General features: G+C 53.1%; 19 protein-coding genes and 1 pseudogene. All 20 read left to right on the top strand.

Annotated features, from left to right (window positions below):
- The first annotated feature begins 28 nt into the window (after positions 1–28).
- On the top strand, positions 29–805 hold the full coding sequence (locus ACWWFX_RS23525; protein ID WP_473224905.1) for a hypothetical protein: 777 nt from the start codon (positions 29–31) through the stop codon (positions 803–805).
- Between the two features lie 10 nt (positions 806–815).
- Entirely contained in the window at positions 816–1,769 is a 954-nt protein-coding gene (locus tag ACWWFX_RS23520; RefSeq protein ID WP_473224904.1) for a major capsid protein, read from the top strand.
- A 53-nt stretch (positions 1,770–1,822) separates the two neighbouring features.
- Complete coding sequence (locus ACWWFX_RS23515; RefSeq protein WP_473224903.1) at positions 1,823–2,050, top strand: Ig-like domain-containing protein; 228 nt, start codon at positions 1,823–1,825, stop codon at positions 2,048–2,050.
- A gap of 36 nt (positions 2,051–2,086) precedes the next feature.
- The gene (locus ACWWFX_RS23510; protein WP_473224902.1) at positions 2,087–2,569 is read left to right on the top strand and encodes a DnaT-like ssDNA-binding protein; all 483 of its coding nucleotides are present in this window, start codon (positions 2,087–2,089) and stop codon (positions 2,567–2,569) included.
- A gap of 1 nt (position 2,570) precedes the next feature.
- The gene (locus ACWWFX_RS23505) at positions 2,571–2,831 is read left to right on the top strand and encodes a hypothetical protein (RefSeq protein ID WP_015964689.1); all 261 of its coding nucleotides are present in this window, start codon (positions 2,571–2,573) and stop codon (positions 2,829–2,831) included.
- Positions 2,832–2,834: 3 nt separating this feature from the next.
- Positions 2,835–3,185 (top strand): hypothetical protein, encoded by a 351-nt coding sequence (locus tag ACWWFX_RS23500; protein WP_015964688.1) that lies wholly within the window; start codon positions 2,835–2,837, stop codon positions 3,183–3,185.
- Between the two features lies 1 nt (position 3,186).
- Positions 3,187–3,771 carry a hypothetical protein gene (locus ACWWFX_RS23495; protein ID WP_473224901.1) on the top strand — a complete coding sequence of 195 codons (585 nt, stop codon included), beginning with the start codon at positions 3,187–3,189 and terminating at the stop codon, positions 3,769–3,771.
- Complete coding sequence (locus ACWWFX_RS23490) at positions 3,768–4,178, top strand: DUF4128 domain-containing protein (RefSeq protein WP_473224900.1); 411 nt, start codon at positions 3,768–3,770, stop codon at positions 4,176–4,178. The genes ACWWFX_RS23495 and ACWWFX_RS23490 overlap by 4 nt, the downstream gene beginning before the upstream one ends.
- A 58-nt stretch (positions 4,179–4,236) precedes the next feature.
- Entirely contained in the window at positions 4,237–5,172 is a 936-nt protein-coding gene (locus tag ACWWFX_RS23485) for a phage tail tube protein (RefSeq protein WP_473224899.1), read from the top strand.
- A 39-nt stretch (positions 5,173–5,211) separates the two neighbouring features.
- The gene (locus tag ACWWFX_RS23480) at positions 5,212–5,523 is read left to right on the top strand and encodes a phage tail assembly chaperone (RefSeq protein ID WP_473224898.1); all 312 of its coding nucleotides are present in this window, start codon (positions 5,212–5,214) and stop codon (positions 5,521–5,523) included.
- A gap of 47 nt (positions 5,524–5,570) precedes the next feature.
- Positions 5,571–5,834 carry a DUF1799 domain-containing protein gene (locus tag ACWWFX_RS23475; protein WP_473224897.1) on the top strand — a complete coding sequence of 88 codons (264 nt, stop codon included), beginning with the start codon at positions 5,571–5,573 and terminating at the stop codon, positions 5,832–5,834.
- Positions 5,831–8,755, top strand: coding sequence for a phage tail tape measure protein (locus ACWWFX_RS23470; protein WP_473224896.1), 2,925 nt, complete (start codon positions 5,831–5,833; stop codon positions 8,753–8,755). Before ACWWFX_RS23475 ends, ACWWFX_RS23470 begins: the two co-directional genes overlap by 4 nt.
- 36 nt (positions 8,756–8,791) lie before the next feature.
- Positions 8,792–9,139: a phage tail protein gene (locus ACWWFX_RS23465; RefSeq protein WP_473224895.1), complete on the top strand. Its 348-nt coding sequence runs from the start codon at positions 8,792–8,794 to the stop codon at positions 9,137–9,139.
- Complete coding sequence (locus tag ACWWFX_RS23460) at positions 9,136–9,891, top strand: phage minor tail protein L (RefSeq protein ID WP_473224894.1); 756 nt, start codon at positions 9,136–9,138, stop codon at positions 9,889–9,891. Before ACWWFX_RS23465 ends, ACWWFX_RS23460 begins: the two co-directional genes overlap by 4 nt.
- Before the next feature lies 1 nt (position 9,892).
- Entirely contained in the window at positions 9,893–10,603 is a 711-nt protein-coding gene (locus ACWWFX_RS23455) for a C40 family peptidase (RefSeq protein ID WP_473224893.1), read from the top strand.
- Between the two features lie 33 nt (positions 10,604–10,636).
- Entirely contained in the window at positions 10,637–11,266 is a 630-nt protein-coding gene (locus ACWWFX_RS23450) for a tail assembly protein (RefSeq protein ID WP_473224892.1), read from the top strand.
- A gap of 52 nt (positions 11,267–11,318) precedes the next feature.
- A complete protein-coding gene (locus ACWWFX_RS23445; protein WP_473224891.1) occupies positions 11,319–14,753 on the top strand; it encodes a TipJ family phage tail tip protein in 3,435 nt (1,144 codons plus the stop codon).
- 10 nt (positions 14,754–14,763) lie between these two features.
- Entirely contained in the window at positions 14,764–15,063 is a 300-nt protein-coding gene (locus ACWWFX_RS23440; RefSeq protein ID WP_147251875.1) for a hypothetical protein, read from the top strand.
- A gap of 35 nt (positions 15,064–15,098) precedes the next feature.
- Positions 15,099–15,701, top strand: coding sequence for a hypothetical protein (locus ACWWFX_RS23435; protein WP_473224890.1), 603 nt, complete (start codon positions 15,099–15,101; stop codon positions 15,699–15,701).
- A 73-nt stretch (positions 15,702–15,774) separates the two neighbouring features.
- A pseudogene (locus ACWWFX_RS23430) lies at positions 15,775–16,406 on the top strand (tail fiber domain-containing protein); the annotation flags it as partial.

Raw genomic sequence — 16,406 nt, 5'->3', positions numbered from 1 at the left:
AGGCCCGACAAAATCCCGAGGGGAAATTATGTTAATTCGACAAATGCTTCTGAAATATTACGCGCCTGAAAGCAATGGTGAAGGTGCTGGTGGTGGCGGTGGTATTGAAATCACCCCTGAAATCCAGAAGCTGATTGATGAGCGCGTGACCAGCGAAGTCACGGGCCTGAAAACGAAAAATAGCGAACTGCTGGGCACCATAAAACAGCAGAAAGAAAACCTTTCACGCTTTGACGGTATCGACCCGGACGCTGTACGCGGCATTCTGCAGCGTTTTTCCGACGACGAAGAGGCGAAGCTTATCGCTGCCGGAAAAATTGACGAGGTGCTTGATAAGCGCACCGAGCGCATGCGTGCCGATGTCGATAAGCAAATCAAAGCAGCAAATGAGCGCGCGGATAAAGCTGAAGCGTTCTCCAACAAATTCCGGGATCGCGTCCTGGGTGATGCAATCCGCGCCGCCGCAGCGAAGACGGGCGCGCTGCCGGAAGCATCAGACGATCTGATTTTACGTGCCAAAGGCACATTCCAGCTCAACGACGAAGGCGAGGCCGTAGCAGTTGATGCAAATGGCGATGTTCTGTTCGGCAAAGATGGCAAAACCCCACTAAGCCCCCTCGAATGGGCGGAGTCTCTTAAGGAGACGGCTCCGCACCTGTTCCCGCGCGCAGAAGGTACTGGCGCTGGTGGACATAAGCCGGGTGGCGGTGGTGGCAGCCTGAAACGTTCCGAAATGAGCGCCAGCGATAAAGCGGACTACATCCGCAAACACGGCCAGCAGGCCTATCTCAAATTGCCTAAGTAAGGATTAATCAATGACTACGACTGTAAACACCGATCTGATTATCTACGACGACCTCGCGCAGACCGCATTTCTTGAACGCCGCCAGGATAATCTGGAGGTATTTAACACCGCCTCTAACGGTGCAATCATCCTCGATAACGAACTGATTGAGGGTGATCTACGGAAGCGTGCTTTCTATAAAGTTGGCGGTTCTATCGAGTCTCGCGATGTTAACTCTACTGACCCAGTAACGGGTAAAAAAATCGGTGCTGGTGAGTCGGTCAGCATTAAAGCTCCCTGGAAATACGGCCCGTATGAAACCACTGAAGAGGCGTTTAAACGTCGTGGTCGCTCTGTTGATGAATTCTCTGAAGTGATCGGTGTCGATGTTGCTGATGCTACTCTGGAAGGCTACATCAAATATGCTCTTCAGGGGCTGATTGCTGCCATTGGCGCGAACTCCGAAATGACCGTTACTGCGGACATTGCCACTGACGGCAAGAAAACGCTGACGCGTGGCCTTCGCACCTATGGCGATAAATTTAACCGCGTCTCCCTGTTCGTTATGCATTCCACTACCTACTTCGACATTGTTGATCAGGCTATCGACAACAAAATCTACGAAGAGGCTGGCGTGGTGGTTTACGGCGGTCAGCCAGGTACTCTGGGCAAACCTGTTCTGGTGACCGACACTATGCCCGTTGATGCGATTCTGGGGCTGGTGGCCGGTGCAGTGTCTGTAACAGAATCACAGGCTCCGGGCTTCCGTTCCTACGACATCAATGACCAGGAGAACCTTGCAATCGGCTATCGTGCAGAAGGCACGGTCAACGTTGAACTGCTGGGTTATAGCTGGGATGAAACGAAGGGTGTAAACCCTGACTTGACGAAAATCGGTACTGGTGCGAACTGGAAGAAGCACTTCACCAGCAACAAATCCACTGCTGGTGTGCTGATCAAACTGGAATCCGCTGTGGGGGAGTAACGCTGTCAGCGGATAAAACGTCCGCAACTGCTGACAGCACTGACGCGGTAACGGTGTCCCTGAAGTTCACGCTGAACGGTTCCGGTGTATCCGGTAAAACTGTCGCGTGGACCTCCACAGGCGGCACGCTCAGCACGGCCAGTTCTCAAACCGGCTCTGCTGGTGGTGCAACGGTGAAACTCACATCAGACGCGGCTGGCACCTTCACGGTAACCGGTACGGTTGACGGTGTGGCGAAAACCACTGAAGACATCACCTTCACTGCGCCTTCCGGTGAATAACGCATGGGGCGAAAGCCCCATAAACTGGATGATTCGATGATCAATACCGATATCACTTCCCCGGATGCCAACAGCTATGCCACTGAAGCCGATTTAACCGCATTCGGCGCGCTACGCGGCATAGATTTGCCGGACAGCCTTATACCGCTGCTTATTAAAGCGATGGACTACCTGGAAGGGCTGGACTGGATTGGTTCAAAAACTGACCCACGCCAGCCGCTGGCATGGCCACGCGTAAATGTCATTCTGGACGATCATGATTTTCCGCCGGATGAAGTACCGCGGCAGGTGATTACCGCGCAGTGCATGCTGGCAGTAGAGGCAATCGACGGCGATTTACTTTCCAGCGTGCGCGAGGCTGCGGTGAAAACTGAACGTGTGGAAGGTGCCGTCACCATGACCTATGCGGTCGCAGATGGCGAAGTCTTTACCCCGTCTTATCCTGCTGTCATGGCGCTGCTGGGCGACCTCGCTGGTGGTCGTGGCTACGCCATCAATGCATTTGCTGAGAGGGCATGAAATGCCGGACCTGAAAGTTATTAACCTGACGAGCAGAAAAGATGCCGATCTGGAACATAACCGAACCGAGGTTATAAGGCTTCTGGAAGAGGCACTTCATGCTGCTCGCGAAGGCAATTATCGCAGCATGGCGATTTTGCTCATTGATGATGGTGGTGCGGTTATGGATGCCTGGCATAGCGGTGGTTTGCCGTACGTTATGGTGGGCGCTATCGAATCACTCAAATCTGACTTTATAAATCTGCAAATCGAGAGGCGCTGACAAATGCCTATTGATTACCAACGGATGCAGGCCAGAACAACCCGCATGCTCAGGCAGAACGGGGCATCATACAACGTCACCCGCAAGGGCTCAGTAACGGTTGTCGGCGGCGTTGAGCATAAAACTGATGCGGTACAGTTCTTCGCGGTGGGCGTGAAAACCGAATACGCGCCGGGCGAAATTGATGGAACGGTCATCGTTAACGGCGACGTGCGGATCGTTTTTACGGCAGAGCAGGAAATTAAAATCGGCGATGTGGTCGATATTGACGGCACCGCATACCGTGTTGTCAAACCGAACCCGGCAAAACCTGCTGCTCTGGTGCTCTGCTACAAAGCGCAACTGAGGGCATAACATGGGCGAGAACGCCGCTTTCATGGCTGAAATCACGGCTTTCGTGAATAAGGCCAAAGCCAATCAGGAAGCAGTGGTGCGTGCTGTCGGCATTAAAATACTAAACCAACTGGTGATGATGTCGCCTGTAGGCAATCCGGAGTTGTGGGAAGTTAACCAGACAGCCGTTTCCTATAATCGTGCTGTTTACTACCATAACGAGGCGCAACGCGCGAACCCCGACAATCTCACCAAAACCGGGCGACTGAAGAAAAAGGCCCGGCTGGTGGATGGTATGGATATCTCTGCGCCACCAGGCTACACCGGCGGGCGTTTTCGCGGTAACTGGCAGGTATCGTTTGATGCACCGACAACAGACGAAACCGGGAGAATTGATAAGACCGGCGACCTGACAAAAGCAGCGGGCAACTATACGCTGTCACTGTTCAAGGTCGGCATGAAATCCATCTACTTCTGCAACAACGTCCCGTATGCATACCCGCTTGAAATGGGGCACTCCACGCAGGCACCCGGAGGGATGGTGCGGATCACCGCAGCAGAATTCCAGCGTTTCTTTGAAGAAGCTGTCAGGGAGGTGCCAAAGTGATTCCTGATATTGCGTCGGCAATGGCCGCCAGGCTGGGAAACTGGGCTGATGCATCGAACATCACCGTCGCGTGGGAAAATATCGAATTCACGCCGCCAGCTACCGGAATTTATCTTGCGGTTCACGATATGCCAGCAACGCCCCGGACTCTGGATCTTGGCCTGAATTGCCGGGTTTATTCCGGTGTGTACCAGATTAATGTTGTGACCCCCGCCGGAACCGGGCGAACGGATGCTGTAGCGCTGGCGCGTCAGGTTGCAGCGCTATTTCCTGAAGGGCAGGAGATAGCGGGCGATGGTTTTACCTGCTGGCTCACCAGCGCGCCCGCAATCTTTCGCGGCATCCCGACCAATGTTTCCTACTCCATCCCCGTCAGCCTGAACTACCGGGCTGACATCATTAACTGACCCCAGTCAAAACCACCGGCCATCGTGCCGGTTTTCTTATTTCACAGGAGTAACCATTATGGGCTTCGCACTGCCTAACGGCGCACACGTCTATCTGGCGTCGGGCTATGGCTCCGCCATCCCCTTCACTGGCGCAACGAATGCAGAGCACGCGGTGATCACCGTCAGCGCGGCGGACGAAATCGCAGTTGGCGATATTGTTCACGTGAGCTGCGACTGGACGGGTATTGATAACGTCATCGCGAAAATCGATGCGATTGCGCAGAACGCTGTCACCCTTCGCAACATCAATACCACGAACAAAAACAAATACGCCGCGGGCGGCGGTTCTGGCTCTATTCGCAAGATTGAGGAGTGGACCGAGCTTCCGCAAATCACAGAGGTATCGAAATCCGGTGGTGATCAGAACACCACGCAGATTCAGTTCCTCAGCGACGATCGCCAGCGCAACCTGAATACCTACAAATCTGCGGTCTCCCAGACCTACTCAATCGCGCATGATTCCACGCTTCCGGTCTATCCGCTGCTGCGCCAGCTGGACGAAGACGAAGAGACCGTGGCGGCTTATATGTACGTGCCGAAAGCGAAAGAAAATCGCTACTGGGCGGCTACAGCGTCGTTTGACGACACACCGACCACGGCGGTGAACGAAGTCGAAACGGTAAGCGTTGTGCTGAACCTTCAATCGCCAGCTATGACCTTCTACAAGGTTGACTCGGGAAAAGCTGAGACAGTAGGGGTAACTGGCGTCAGCCTGGATCGGGCGTCCCTGAGTATTGAAGTTGGGGCAACCGCCACGCTGGCCGCTACTGTCGAACCTGCGAACGCCACGAATAAAGCGACGAAATGGACATCTTCTGACGAAGCGATTGCAACGGTCGACGCGTCAGGGAAGGTCTCAGCCGTCGCTGAAGGTAATGCCGTTGTAACCGTCACGACTGTCGACAGCGACAAAACGGCAACCTGTAACGTCACTATTACCGCTGCTAATTAATCCCGGCCCCGCATGGGGCCGCAACTTTACGGGAAAACTATGGCTACCAAATTTACCCTCCAGCCAAAACCAACTTTCAAGGCTAACGTCACGATCCCGCGCGCTGGTGATGAAGATGGCGTGCTGACCTTTACGTTTAACCACAAGCCGCTAAAGGAACTGGCAAATCTGGAAAAACTTGAAGGCAAAACCGCGACCGATTTCCTGCTGGAAATTATCGCCGGCTGGGCGCTGCCAGATAAATTTAACGCCGATAACCTGGCTGAACTCATCGAAAACTACCCGGCGGCTATGAAGGCCATCACCGAGACCTACTATCGCGAACTGCTGGGCCATCGAGAAAAAAACTGATTGCGGTTGCCTCGGCGTTTTATACGCCTGAACCCACAGCGGAAGACATGGCGCCTTATGGGCTCACGCCGGATGACTACGACGATAAATATGTGGATGTCTGGCCCGATGTCTGGCCTGCGTTCCGTGTCTTTCAGGCAGTCAGCACGCAGTGGCGTACAGGCATGGGGGGCGCAACCGGGATTGATTACAACGTCCTGCCCTGGGTAATGCGACTCCATACCGTCGACGACGAGGCGACCGCACTTTCCGATCTCCAGATAATGGAGCGAACCGCGCTTAAAATAATGCATAAAGAGAGGGCCGGATGAGCAACGACATCGCCACTATTTCTCTGAGAGTGAATACCGGCGAACTGGAGCGCGGTAACCAGGAACTGGACCGTTTCCAGCGTACGGCTACCGGGGCGGCAGAGAAAGCGGACGATTTAAACAGTACGTTCCGAACCGGTATAGACAACCAGAAGAAAAACACCGAGAGCCTGAAGCAGCAACGCCAGGAGCTTCAGACTCTGCTCAACAAAATCAGCCCGGTTAACAAAGCGCTGGATGAACTCGATTCCATTCAGGAGAGCCTGTCTAAGTTTCGCGGTAAAGGGCTGGTGGATGATGAAGACTTTACGCGTTACAACAGCGTACTGGAGACAACCCGCGCTAAATTAGTCCAGGTTATGGAGTCCGAAACAGCAGAAGGCCGGGCCCGTCTTGAGCAGGCTCAGGCGGCACAGCGCGCTGCGGCTTCGGCAAAAACATTCATTTCCTCACTGGAAGACCAAACCGCGGCGATTGGTAAAACCCGCGCTGAACTGTTGGAATTGAAGGCCGCCCAGCTTGGTGTTTCAGACCAGGCCGCCCCGATGATTGCAAAGCTCAAAGAGCAGGAAAACGCCTGGAAGACAGGTTCTATCAGTGCCGGACAATATCGCAACGCCATGCGTTACCTGCCAATGCAAATGACGGATATTGTGACCTCCCTGGCATCGGGCATGCCTGTATACATGGTTGCCATTCAGCAGGGTGGTCAGCTGCGCGACTCGTTCGGTGGTATTGGTAATGCCATGAAAGCGATGCTGTCGATGGTGACACCTGCGCGCATTGCGATTGGAGGCCTGGCCGGTGCAGTTCTCCTTGCAGCGAAGGCAGGATCTGATTACTTCACAGCCTATGACGAAATCAATAAAGCTATCATCCGCACCGGAAACATTGCCGGCACGTCAGCGCTACAGATTATGGCCTCCTCCCAGTCAATCTCTGATTCAACCGGGGCCACGGTGGGCACTGTCCAGGGGCTTATGACAGAGCTGGTTGGTATCGGCTCAATGACTCAGCAACAGCTTGAGAAAGCCACCAAAGCGACAGCGCTGGCTGTCGAAACTGGCATAGTCTCCGCACAGGACATTACAAAGGCGTATCAGGATATTGAAAAAGATCCGGTAAAGGCGCTTCAGACCCTGAACGAACAGTATAACTTCCTGACGGTGTCGCAGCTTAAGCACATCGATGACCTGGTGAAGCAGAAAGACCAGACGGCAGCGGTCACGCAGGCCATGGATTTGTTTGGCAGCACAATGGCGGAGCGTGGAGAACAGGCATATGACTCCCTGACACCGTTTGGTCGTCTTTGGCTTGATATCAAAGGCTGGGCTTCAGATGCGATGCAGAGTATAGGCCAGTGGGTGGCTGAACTTGCATCGAACACACTGAAAGAATTCAACGCTATTTACTACAGCGTTGCCATGGTCTTTCAGAAACTGAACCAGATCATCTCGTCGTCGATTGCCACTGCGATTAACCTGATCCCCGACTGGGCGAAAACGGACACGCTCAAGGGATGGCAGGATTACAACGAACAGATGGCTGGCGCGTATGGCGACAGCGTGGAACAGCTTAAAAAAGACTGGGACGCAGCGGACATCAGCGCATCTAAGTACCTGGACACAACGCGCAAGGTTGGGAGTTCAACGACTCAGAAAGACAGGGCTGAAGTTGCGGCCTTCGGTAAAAAAGGCACAGGTGGAAAAAAACCGAAAACGGCTGTCTCAACTGGAGACCGTACAGCCGATTCGGAGCAGGCAGAGCTGCTGGCGCTTCAGTCTCAGCTTCGCGCTCTCCAGCAGCATAAAGATTTGAACGATACCATCAGCCAGCAACGGAAGGCGCTATGGACTACAGAGGCGAAGTTCCAGGTGCTGGAGGAGGCATCGAGAACCCGCTCACTGACAAAACAAGAGCAATCATTGCTGGCAAGCAAGGATCAGGTTCTTCAGCTGGCGAGGCAGAAAGCACTACTGGGTGATCAGATTACCGCGCAGGAACAACTGAATAAGCGGATGGATACCGCTCAGAAGTATGTTACCCAGATGTCAGAGAAACAGGCTGCGCTTAATAGCGGTGCCGGCATGAGTGATCGACAGGCGCAGCGTGAACTGGCAAAGAGCCAGCTTGCTTCTGGATGGATTAACTCCGGCGGTACGCTTGCCGATGAGGGCTATCAGAAGCAGCTTAAAGCAGCGAATGATTATTATGATGCTGAAGATCGCCTGCGCGGTGACTGGCTTACCGGCGCGCAAAAGGGATGGGCCGAGTTTGAAGACAGTGCGACCGATGTTTATGGCCAGATGCAAAGCCTGTCGACCAATGCGTTTACGGGAATGGCTTCGACGCTCACCGATTATTTTACAACTGGCAAAGCCAGCTTCACTGAATTCCTGACAACGTTCCTGAAGGGCACCGCCCAAATGCTTACACAGTTGGCATTGGTAAACGGAATGAAATCGGCGTTCGGTGGTACGGCGGTCGGGAATTTCTTCGGCATACAGGCATGGTCTGGTGGTTATATTCCTGAGTTTGATGTCGGTGGATATACCGGGGACGGCGGCAAATACCAGCCGAAAGGCGTAGTGCATGGTGGCGAATTTGTTTTCACCAAAGAAGCTACCAGCGCGCTGGGGATTGGCAACCTTTACGCTTTAATGCGAGGTGCGCAGGGTTACGCAAACGGCGGATATGTTGGCACCGCGCCAATGTATGGATTGCAATCTGCTGGCGCTGGCAATGTTACTGTTCAAACGTCTGTTACGGTGCAGAACCAGAACTCTCAGCAACAATCGACAGCTGGTAGTGATGCGATGTCCAGAGCCTATAAACAAACCATCGACCAATCTGTACGCGAAGGTATTGCGAAGCAATTGAGGCCTGGTGGTCTCATCTGGAATGCATCCAAATCACGATAACCCGCTTCGGCGGGTTTTTTTATGCCCGGAGAAAGCATGGCAATCGAAACATTCACCTGGCGAACGCAGATACAGGCGGGAATGGAGGGAACGTTCAGCCATAAAACCCGCACCGCAACCTTCGGCGACGGCTATGAGCAGATTGCCGGGGAAGGCATCAACCCTGAAAAACAGTCATGGCCCGTCACACTAACAGGGAAGAAAGCGGACATGCTTAAGGCACTGAAATTCTTTCGTTCTCACGTCACGAAGTCATTCATCTGGACATCCCCACCTGGCGAAACCGGGCTCTACAGGATTGAGGCCGAATCAATCAAGTCGCAGCCCTTATCCAGCAAAGTCATGACCATTTCCGCAACATTCAAACAGGCGTATGCACCATGATCACAGCAGACTATCAAAGCCTTGAACCCGGTAATAAAGTCCGGCTTATCGAGGTCGATGGTTCTACATTCGGCGTGGATGATGTGCTGCGATTCCACGCCTACAACCTTCCGCACACGGAAGAAGAAATCGCCGCTGCTGGTGGCGATGAATCAAAGCTGAAGGCGAAAAGCATCTGGTGGCAGGGGGAAGAATATGCCGCCTGGCCGTATCAAATTGAAGGGCTGGAAGCCTCAACTGACGGCAGCAGCGCCCAGCCAACGCTGACCGTTGCCAATATCGACAGTTCAATTACGGCTTTGTGCCTGGCCTATGACGACATGTTGCAGGCGAAAGTCACTATCCATGATACCTACTCGCATTATCTCGACGCGAAGAACTTCCCGGAAGGTAATGCAGCAGCTGATCCAACGCAGGTCAGAAAGCGCGTTTTCTACATTGATGGGAAAAATAGCGAACTTCCTGGCGAGAGTGTCGAATTCGTGCTCGATAGCCCAATGTCGTTACAGGGTAAAATGATCCCCACGCGCCAGCTTCATTCCCTGTGTACCTGGTGCATGCGCAATAAGTACCGAACCGGTGACGGTTGCGATTATGCCGGAACCAGATACTTCGATAACAACAATAACCCTGTCGATGATCCCTCGCTCGATGTCTGTAACGGCACGCTCACGGCGTGCAAGTTGCGCTTCGGTGAGAATGAAGAACTGCCGTTCGGTGGTTTCCCTGGTACTTCACTAATCAGGAGCTGATATGCGCCAGAAAATTATCGATGCAATCATGGCGCATGCCGCCGCAGAGTACCCGAAAGAGTGCTGCGGTGTACTGGCGCAGAAGGGCCGAGTTCAACGCTATTTCCCATGCCGTAATCAGGCAGGGGAACCTACGGAGCAGTTCCAGCTGGCGCCAGAAGATTATGCATGCGCTGAAGACTGGGGATCGATAACCGCCATTGTGCATAGCCATCCTGACGCCACCACGCAGCCCAGCGAACTGGATAAAGCGCAATGCGACGCCACGCTTTTACCCTGGCATATTGTGAGCTGGCCGGAAGGTGATCTGCGCACTATCCAGCCACGGGGAGAGTTACCGCTGATAGGCCGCCCGTTTGTTCTCGGCTTTTACGATTGCTGGGGGCTGGTGATGAGCTATTACCGCCAAACGCACGGGATCGAGTTACATGATTATCGCGTTAACTATCCATGGTGGGAGAACGACCACCCGGACAACTTCTATCAGGATTGCTGGTATGAATGCGGATTTCGTGAATTCGACGGGACACCGAAACCGGGCGATATGGTGATCATGCAGGTCCAGGCTGATAAGTGGAATCATGCCGGCATCCTGCTGGAAGGCAACATGCTACTGCATCACCTTTATGGACACCTGAGCCAGCGCGTACCATACGGCGGTTACTGGCGTGAGCGCACAATGAAAATACTTCGCTTTAAAGACTGTTTTTGATAACCGCCGTGGCGGTTTTTTTATGGGGGGAATATGGCTGCCTTACTCAACATGGAGCCGGTCCGTACTGTTCGATTATACGGCGTGCTTGGCGCTACCTTCGGGCGTGAATATCGTTTATCAGTCGCCTCGCCCAAAGAGGCAATTCGCGCACTGAGCGTTATTGTGCCGGGATTTGAGCGTTTCATGAATACCAGTAAACAGCGCGGATTAACGTATGCGGTTTTCAGCGGAAAACGGAATCTTTGTGATGACGAACTCAGCATGGATAAAGGCGCAGAAGATATTCGCATAGCGCCGGTGATCATCGGCAGTAAACGAGCCGGGGTTTTTCAGACAATCCTCGGCGTTGCCCTTGTCGCCGTTGCTGCGTTCATGACGGGGGGGGCGGCGATAGGGATCGGCGGTACAGCGTTTGCTGGTGGCTGGGGGGCGGTAGCGGGCGTCGGGGCTTCAATGGCTATCGGCGGTGTTGTTCAGATGCTTTCCCCACAGACTACCGGGCTTGCCAGCAAGCAATCTGCAGATAACCAGGCCAGTTATGCCTTCGGTGGTGTCACGAACACAACCTCTCAGGGAAACCCTGTGCCGGTTCTCTATGGTAAGCGGCGAATAGGCGGTGCTGTTGCATCTGCCGGGATTTACGTAGAAGACCAGCAATAAAAATCATTAATTAACCAGGCCACCTTCGGGTGGCTTTTTTTATGGGCGCGATATGGCGAAAACAATTACCGGACGTAAAGGCGGTAGCTCGAGTTCCCGCACACCTGTTGAGCAGCCCGACGACCTCCAGTCCGTGGCGAAAGCGAAAATCCTGATGGTTCTCGGTGAAGGGGAATTCGCGGGTGGGCTCACCGAGAAGGATATCTATCTGGACGGCACGCCATTACAAAACGCTGATGGTTCCGAGAACTTCAGCGGTGTCGTGTGGGAGTTTCGCCCGGGTACGCAGGCGCAGGACTACATTCAGGGAATACCTGGTACAGAAAATGAAATCAGCGTTGGTACCGAAGTATCCAGCGACACAGTCTGGACGCATACCTTCACCAACACGCAGCTGTCGGCGGTTCGCCTGCGCCTGAAGTGGCCGTCGCTTTTCAAGCAGCAGGACAACGGGGATTTGGTGGGATACTCCATCAACTATGTGGTGGAGCTTCAGACGGACGGCGGTAGCTGGCAAAAGGTCCTTGATACCAATGTGACCGGGAAAACCACATCGGGTTATGAACGCAGCCACCGCATCGATTTACCGAAAGCCGGCAGCACCTGGACAATCCGTCTGCGAAAAATCACCGCTGACGCAAACAGTGCCAAAATCGGCGATACGATGACGCTTCAAAGTTATACGGAGGTCATTGACGCCAAACTGCGCTATCCAAACACAGCGCTGTTGTACATTGAGTTTGATTCCAGCCAGTTCAATGGCTCAATCCCTCAGATTGCCTGTGAACCACGTGGACGTGTTATCCGTGTGCCCGATACTTACGACCCCGAAACCCGTACTTACAGCGGTACCTGGCTTGGGACATTCAAATGGGCATGGACTGATAACCCTGCGTGGATTTTTTATGACCTGGTGGTTAGCGACCGTTTCGGCCTGGGAGATCGTCTTACAACAGCGAACATAGACAAATGGACGCTCTACCCGGTTGCACAGTACTGCGACCAGATGGTACCAGACGGCAAAGGGGGCAACGGTACCGAACCACGTTATACCTGCAACGTGTACATTCAGGACCGGAACGACGCCTACACAGTCCTGCGTGATTTCGCTGCCATCTTCCGTGGTATGACCTACTGGGGAGACGATCAGATTGTGGCGCTGGCGGATATGCCGCGGGATGTCGATTTCACATACACGCATGCGAACGTTATTGATGGCCGGTTTTCCTATTCGAGCAGCACCACAAAGAATCGTTATACCAATGCGCTGGTGTCATGGTCCGATCCTGATAACGCTTATTCTGACGCCATGGAGCCTGTTTTTGAGCAGGCGCTGGTGGCGCGCTATGGCTTTAACCAGCTTGAGATAACCGCGATTGGTTGTACCCGGCAGTCGGAGGCGAACCGAAAAGGGCGCTGGGGCATTCTTACCAATAACAAAGATCGCGTTGTTACTTTCGATGTAGGGGAAGACGGTAACATTCCACAGCCCGGCTATGTCATTGCGGTCGCTGACCGTAATCTCTCAGGACGCGACCTTGGAGGTCGTATCTCTGCTGTTAATGGTCGTGTCGTGACGCTGGACAGGTCACCCGGCGCATCAGCAGGCGACAGGATGATTGTCAATCTTCCCTCTGGTGTCGCGCAGTCCCGCACCATTCAGGCGGTAACCGGCAACAAGGTAACCGTCACGACCGCATATAGCGAAACGCCAGCGGTTCAGGCTGTATGGGTAATCGAATCCGATGAACTTTATGCGCAGCAGTATCGCGTTATTACAGTGACGGATAACAACGACGGCACGTTCACAATCACCGGCGCAAATCACGACCCGGATAAATATGCCCGTATTGATACCGGAGCCATCATTGACCAGCGTCCGGTGAGCGTGATCCCGCCAGGCAATCAGTCGCCGCCCGCCAACATCGTTATCAGTTCGTTTTCAGTTGTTCAGCAGAACATCAGCGTCGAAACAATGCGCGTGAGCTGGGACCAGGCGCAGAACGCTATCGCCTATGAAGCGCAATGGCGCCGCAACGACGGGAACTGGATTAACGTGCCGCGCAGCTCCACCACGTCATTCGACGTTCAGGGTATCTATGCCGGACGCTACCTGGTGCGCGTACGCGCTATCAATGCCGCAGAAATATCGTCCGGATGGGGCTATTCGGAAGAGAAAACGCTGACGGGTAAGGTAGGCAATCCACCGAAGCCAGTTGGCTTCACCGCTTCCGAAAACGTGGTATTCGGTATTGAGTTGAACTGGGGATTCCCGGAGAACACCGATGACACGCTGAAGACGGAAATTCAGTACAGCCTGACCGGAACAGAAGACGATGCGATGCTTCTGGCCGACGTATCTTACCCGCAGCGCAAGTATCAGCAGATGGGCCTGAAGGCGGGGCAAATATTCTGGTACCGCGCGCAGCTGGTGGACAGAACAGGCAATGAGTCTGGGTTTACAGATTTTGTCCGCGGGCAGGCGAGCGTCGATGTTTCGGATATCACGGATTCCATCCTGGAGGATATGAAAGATTCCGAGGTGTTTAAGGACCTGATTGAGAATGCCGTCGACACCAGTGAGAAAGTCGCTGGCATGGCTGATGATATTAAACAGGCTGTCGATGACCTTGAGCAACAGGCCAAAGAGATTCAGGAGAACGCTGACGGGCTGGCGCAAGCCGCAGTTAAAATCGATGAAATCGCGCTAAGTATGGACGGCGTGACCGGGCAGATGAAGAACTCCGCCATCGCGATTATTCAGGGCAACCTGGCGCAGGTCGCCACGCGGAAAACGCTCTCAGCCACGGTTGCCGGAAACAGCGCGCAACTGGACCGTATCGATCAGGTTATCGTCGATGAGAAGGAGGCCACTGCTCAATCGCTGTTAAGTCTGCAAACGGACGTCGCCGGTAATAAATCCTCGATTAACAGCCTGAGCCAGACTGTTTCGAATTATCAGCAGGCGACGGCCACACAAATCAACGCCATCACCGCAACGGTGGAAGGGCATACCTCATCCATCACGACGAACGCCCAGGCCATTGCAGGTATCAACGGTGATCTATCCGCGCTGTATTCAATCAAAGTCGGCCTGGCCAGCAACGGGCAATACTACGCGGCGGGCATGGGGATCGGCGTTGAGAACACGCCCAGCGGCATGCAGTCGCAGGTGGTATTCCTGGCGGACCGCTTTGCAGTGACCACTGCTGTAGGCGGTGTAACGACGCTACCGTTCGTTATTCAGAATGGGCAGACGATAATCCGGGATACGGTAATCGGTGATGGAACTATCAGCAACGCCAAAATCGGTAACTACATTCAGTCCAATAACTATGTCGCGAACACCACCGGCTGGCACATCAATAAAGCCGGAACATTTTATATAAATGGCAGCGCGGGAACCGGTCGGATGGTTATCAGTAATACATTGATTCAGATTTACGATAACAACAACGTGTTGCGCGTTCGTATGGGCTTATGGTAAGGAGTTGATTATGCCTCAAGGGGTACAATGCTGGGATGCATCAGGCAATCTTGTCGCTGACATTGGTGATTATAATTGTCGTTATGTGGGCTCTCTGGTTATTTCAGTCCCTGCAAGTGCGACGGTCGTTACCACAAGTTATGCAGGTGCAACAGCAGCTGGTTACTTTGCGGTGCCAGTATCGGTATCAGCGGGCCGTGAAATTGGATATTACTACTGTCGGGCATACGATGGAGGGATAAGAACATTTATTCTTTTAAAATATGCTTATGCCCATACAGTGACTGTTAATGTGTATGCATTCATATGAGCGGATTCCAGTCCTTTAATACAGCAGGCGCGAAGGTGGTCGACTCTGACTTTTACGGTACTTATTATCGTGATTCAAAAGTTTACTCTACCATTTCCGATACTGGCTATTTCGAAATTTCAACATCACTTGGCAACGGTACGGATATGGGATTTGCAATAAACCCCTTTCCTTACAATAACGATTTGCAGTGGTTCAAGTTCAATAACAATGCGAAGGTTATCTTCGGTTATCCTTACATGACGGCTAATGCGGGAACAATGGCTCGTACTGGCTATGATGTCACAACTACAAGTGGCTATGTCGATGTGTTCAACGCACAGGGAAAGCTTGTCTGGTCAGCCGTGACAGCTGCAAAAATACCGCGCGTGACAGGCTTCTTTGAAATACCTGCAAATTATGATTTAGATAACACAGCCTATTCACAAAGCATTGGAACGAACAGCTGGTTACTGGCAAGCGATTGTCCGGGGAATCTCAATACAGACGGTACTGTTTCCGGATATTCAGGTTTGTTTTTTAAATTCTCGGGAGGCACGCTGCAGGCTGTCTGGATAAATCGAAATCAGGTGTCGTGGGCAAATACCTTAAAGCCATACGGCCTAAAGATCCCATTCGCTATTCTGCCGAATCTATAACGATATAGTCGGTTCAAACATTTATTAAACTTCAAACCCGCTCCGGCGGGTTTTTTTATGCCTGGAGTAAATAATGATTTATAACACCGGAACCATCAGCATCAACGGGAATACCGCAACCGGCACCGGGACGAACTGGACAGCAGCGGCGAGCCAGATTCGCGTGAGCCAGACCATTATTGCGCTCTCTAACCCGGTCCAGATGTTTCAGATTACCGCTATCAACAGCGGCACATCGTTAACTGTTACCCCGGCTGCGTCACCGGCACTGAGCGGACAGAAGTACGGCATCCTCGTTACCGACAGCCTCTCAGTCGATGGCCTGGCGCAGAGTATGTCTCAGCTCATTAATGAGTATGACGAGAATATCGGAGCATGGGAGACGTTCGCCAGCACCTCAGCGAACCAGCTGGTCACTGTGACAATCAACGGCACCAGCCTCAGCATTCCAGCCATCGGCGGCCTCGCCCGTAAAGGGGCAAACAGCGATATCACAGAGCTGAAAGGGTTAACTACAGCACTGAGTATTGCACAGGGGGGAACCGGCGCAAAGACAGCCGCAGACGCTCGCACAAACCTCGGTTTAGGAAGTAGTGCTACAAGAGATGTCTTAAGCGCTTCCGGCTATATCCTATCGGTGGGGGATTTTGGGCTAGGTTCCACGCTGCCAACAGCACCTTATTCAGACACGATTACAAATATGTT

The organism is Pseudocitrobacter sp. 2023LY-00077 (assembly GCF_055796175.1).
The sequence above is the reverse complement of the archived record's forward strand: the minus strand, read 5'-3'. Positions and strand labels throughout refer to the sequence as shown.

Excerpts from the sequence above, each read along its gene's own strand:
- ACWWFX_RS23510 (WP_473224902.1), top strand. The coding sequence starts at position 2,087 with ATGATCAATACCGATATCACTTCCCCGGATGCCAACAGCTATGCCACT.
- ACWWFX_RS23440 (WP_147251875.1), top strand. The coding sequence starts at position 14,764 with ATGCCTCAAGGGGTACAATGCTGGGATGCATCAGGCAATCTTGTCGCT.
- ACWWFX_RS23455 (WP_473224893.1), top strand. The coding sequence starts at position 9,893 with ATGCGCCAGAAAATTATCGATGCAATCATGGCGCATGCCGCCGCAGAG.
- ACWWFX_RS23505 (WP_015964689.1), top strand. The coding sequence starts at position 2,571 with ATGCCGGACCTGAAAGTTATTAACCTGACGAGCAGAAAAGATGCCGAT.
- ACWWFX_RS23475 (WP_473224897.1), top strand. The coding sequence starts at position 5,571 with ATGGCGCCTTATGGGCTCACGCCGGATGACTACGACGATAAATATGTG.
- ACWWFX_RS23460 (WP_473224894.1), top strand. The coding sequence starts at position 9,136 with ATGATCACAGCAGACTATCAAAGCCTTGAACCCGGTAATAAAGTCCGG.
- ACWWFX_RS23445 (WP_473224891.1), top strand. The coding sequence starts at position 11,319 with ATGGCGAAAACAATTACCGGACGTAAAGGCGGTAGCTCGAGTTCCCGC.
- ACWWFX_RS23500 (WP_015964688.1), top strand. The coding sequence starts at position 2,835 with ATGCCTATTGATTACCAACGGATGCAGGCCAGAACAACCCGCATGCTC.
- ACWWFX_RS23480 (WP_473224898.1), top strand. The coding sequence starts at position 5,212 with ATGGCTACCAAATTTACCCTCCAGCCAAAACCAACTTTCAAGGCTAAC.
- ACWWFX_RS23525 (WP_473224905.1), top strand. The coding sequence starts at position 29 with ATGTTAATTCGACAAATGCTTCTGAAATATTACGCGCCTGAAAGCAAT.
- ACWWFX_RS23450 (WP_473224892.1), top strand. The coding sequence starts at position 10,637 with ATGGCTGCCTTACTCAACATGGAGCCGGTCCGTACTGTTCGATTATAC.
- ACWWFX_RS23465 (WP_473224895.1), top strand. The coding sequence starts at position 8,792 with ATGGCAATCGAAACATTCACCTGGCGAACGCAGATACAGGCGGGAATG.
- ACWWFX_RS23520 (WP_473224904.1), top strand. The coding sequence starts at position 816 with ATGACTACGACTGTAAACACCGATCTGATTATCTACGACGACCTCGCG.
- ACWWFX_RS23485 (WP_473224899.1), top strand. The coding sequence starts at position 4,237 with ATGGGCTTCGCACTGCCTAACGGCGCACACGTCTATCTGGCGTCGGGC.
- ACWWFX_RS23470 (WP_473224896.1), top strand. The coding sequence starts at position 5,831 with ATGAGCAACGACATCGCCACTATTTCTCTGAGAGTGAATACCGGCGAA.
- ACWWFX_RS23495 (WP_473224901.1), top strand. The coding sequence starts at position 3,187 with ATGGGCGAGAACGCCGCTTTCATGGCTGAAATCACGGCTTTCGTGAAT.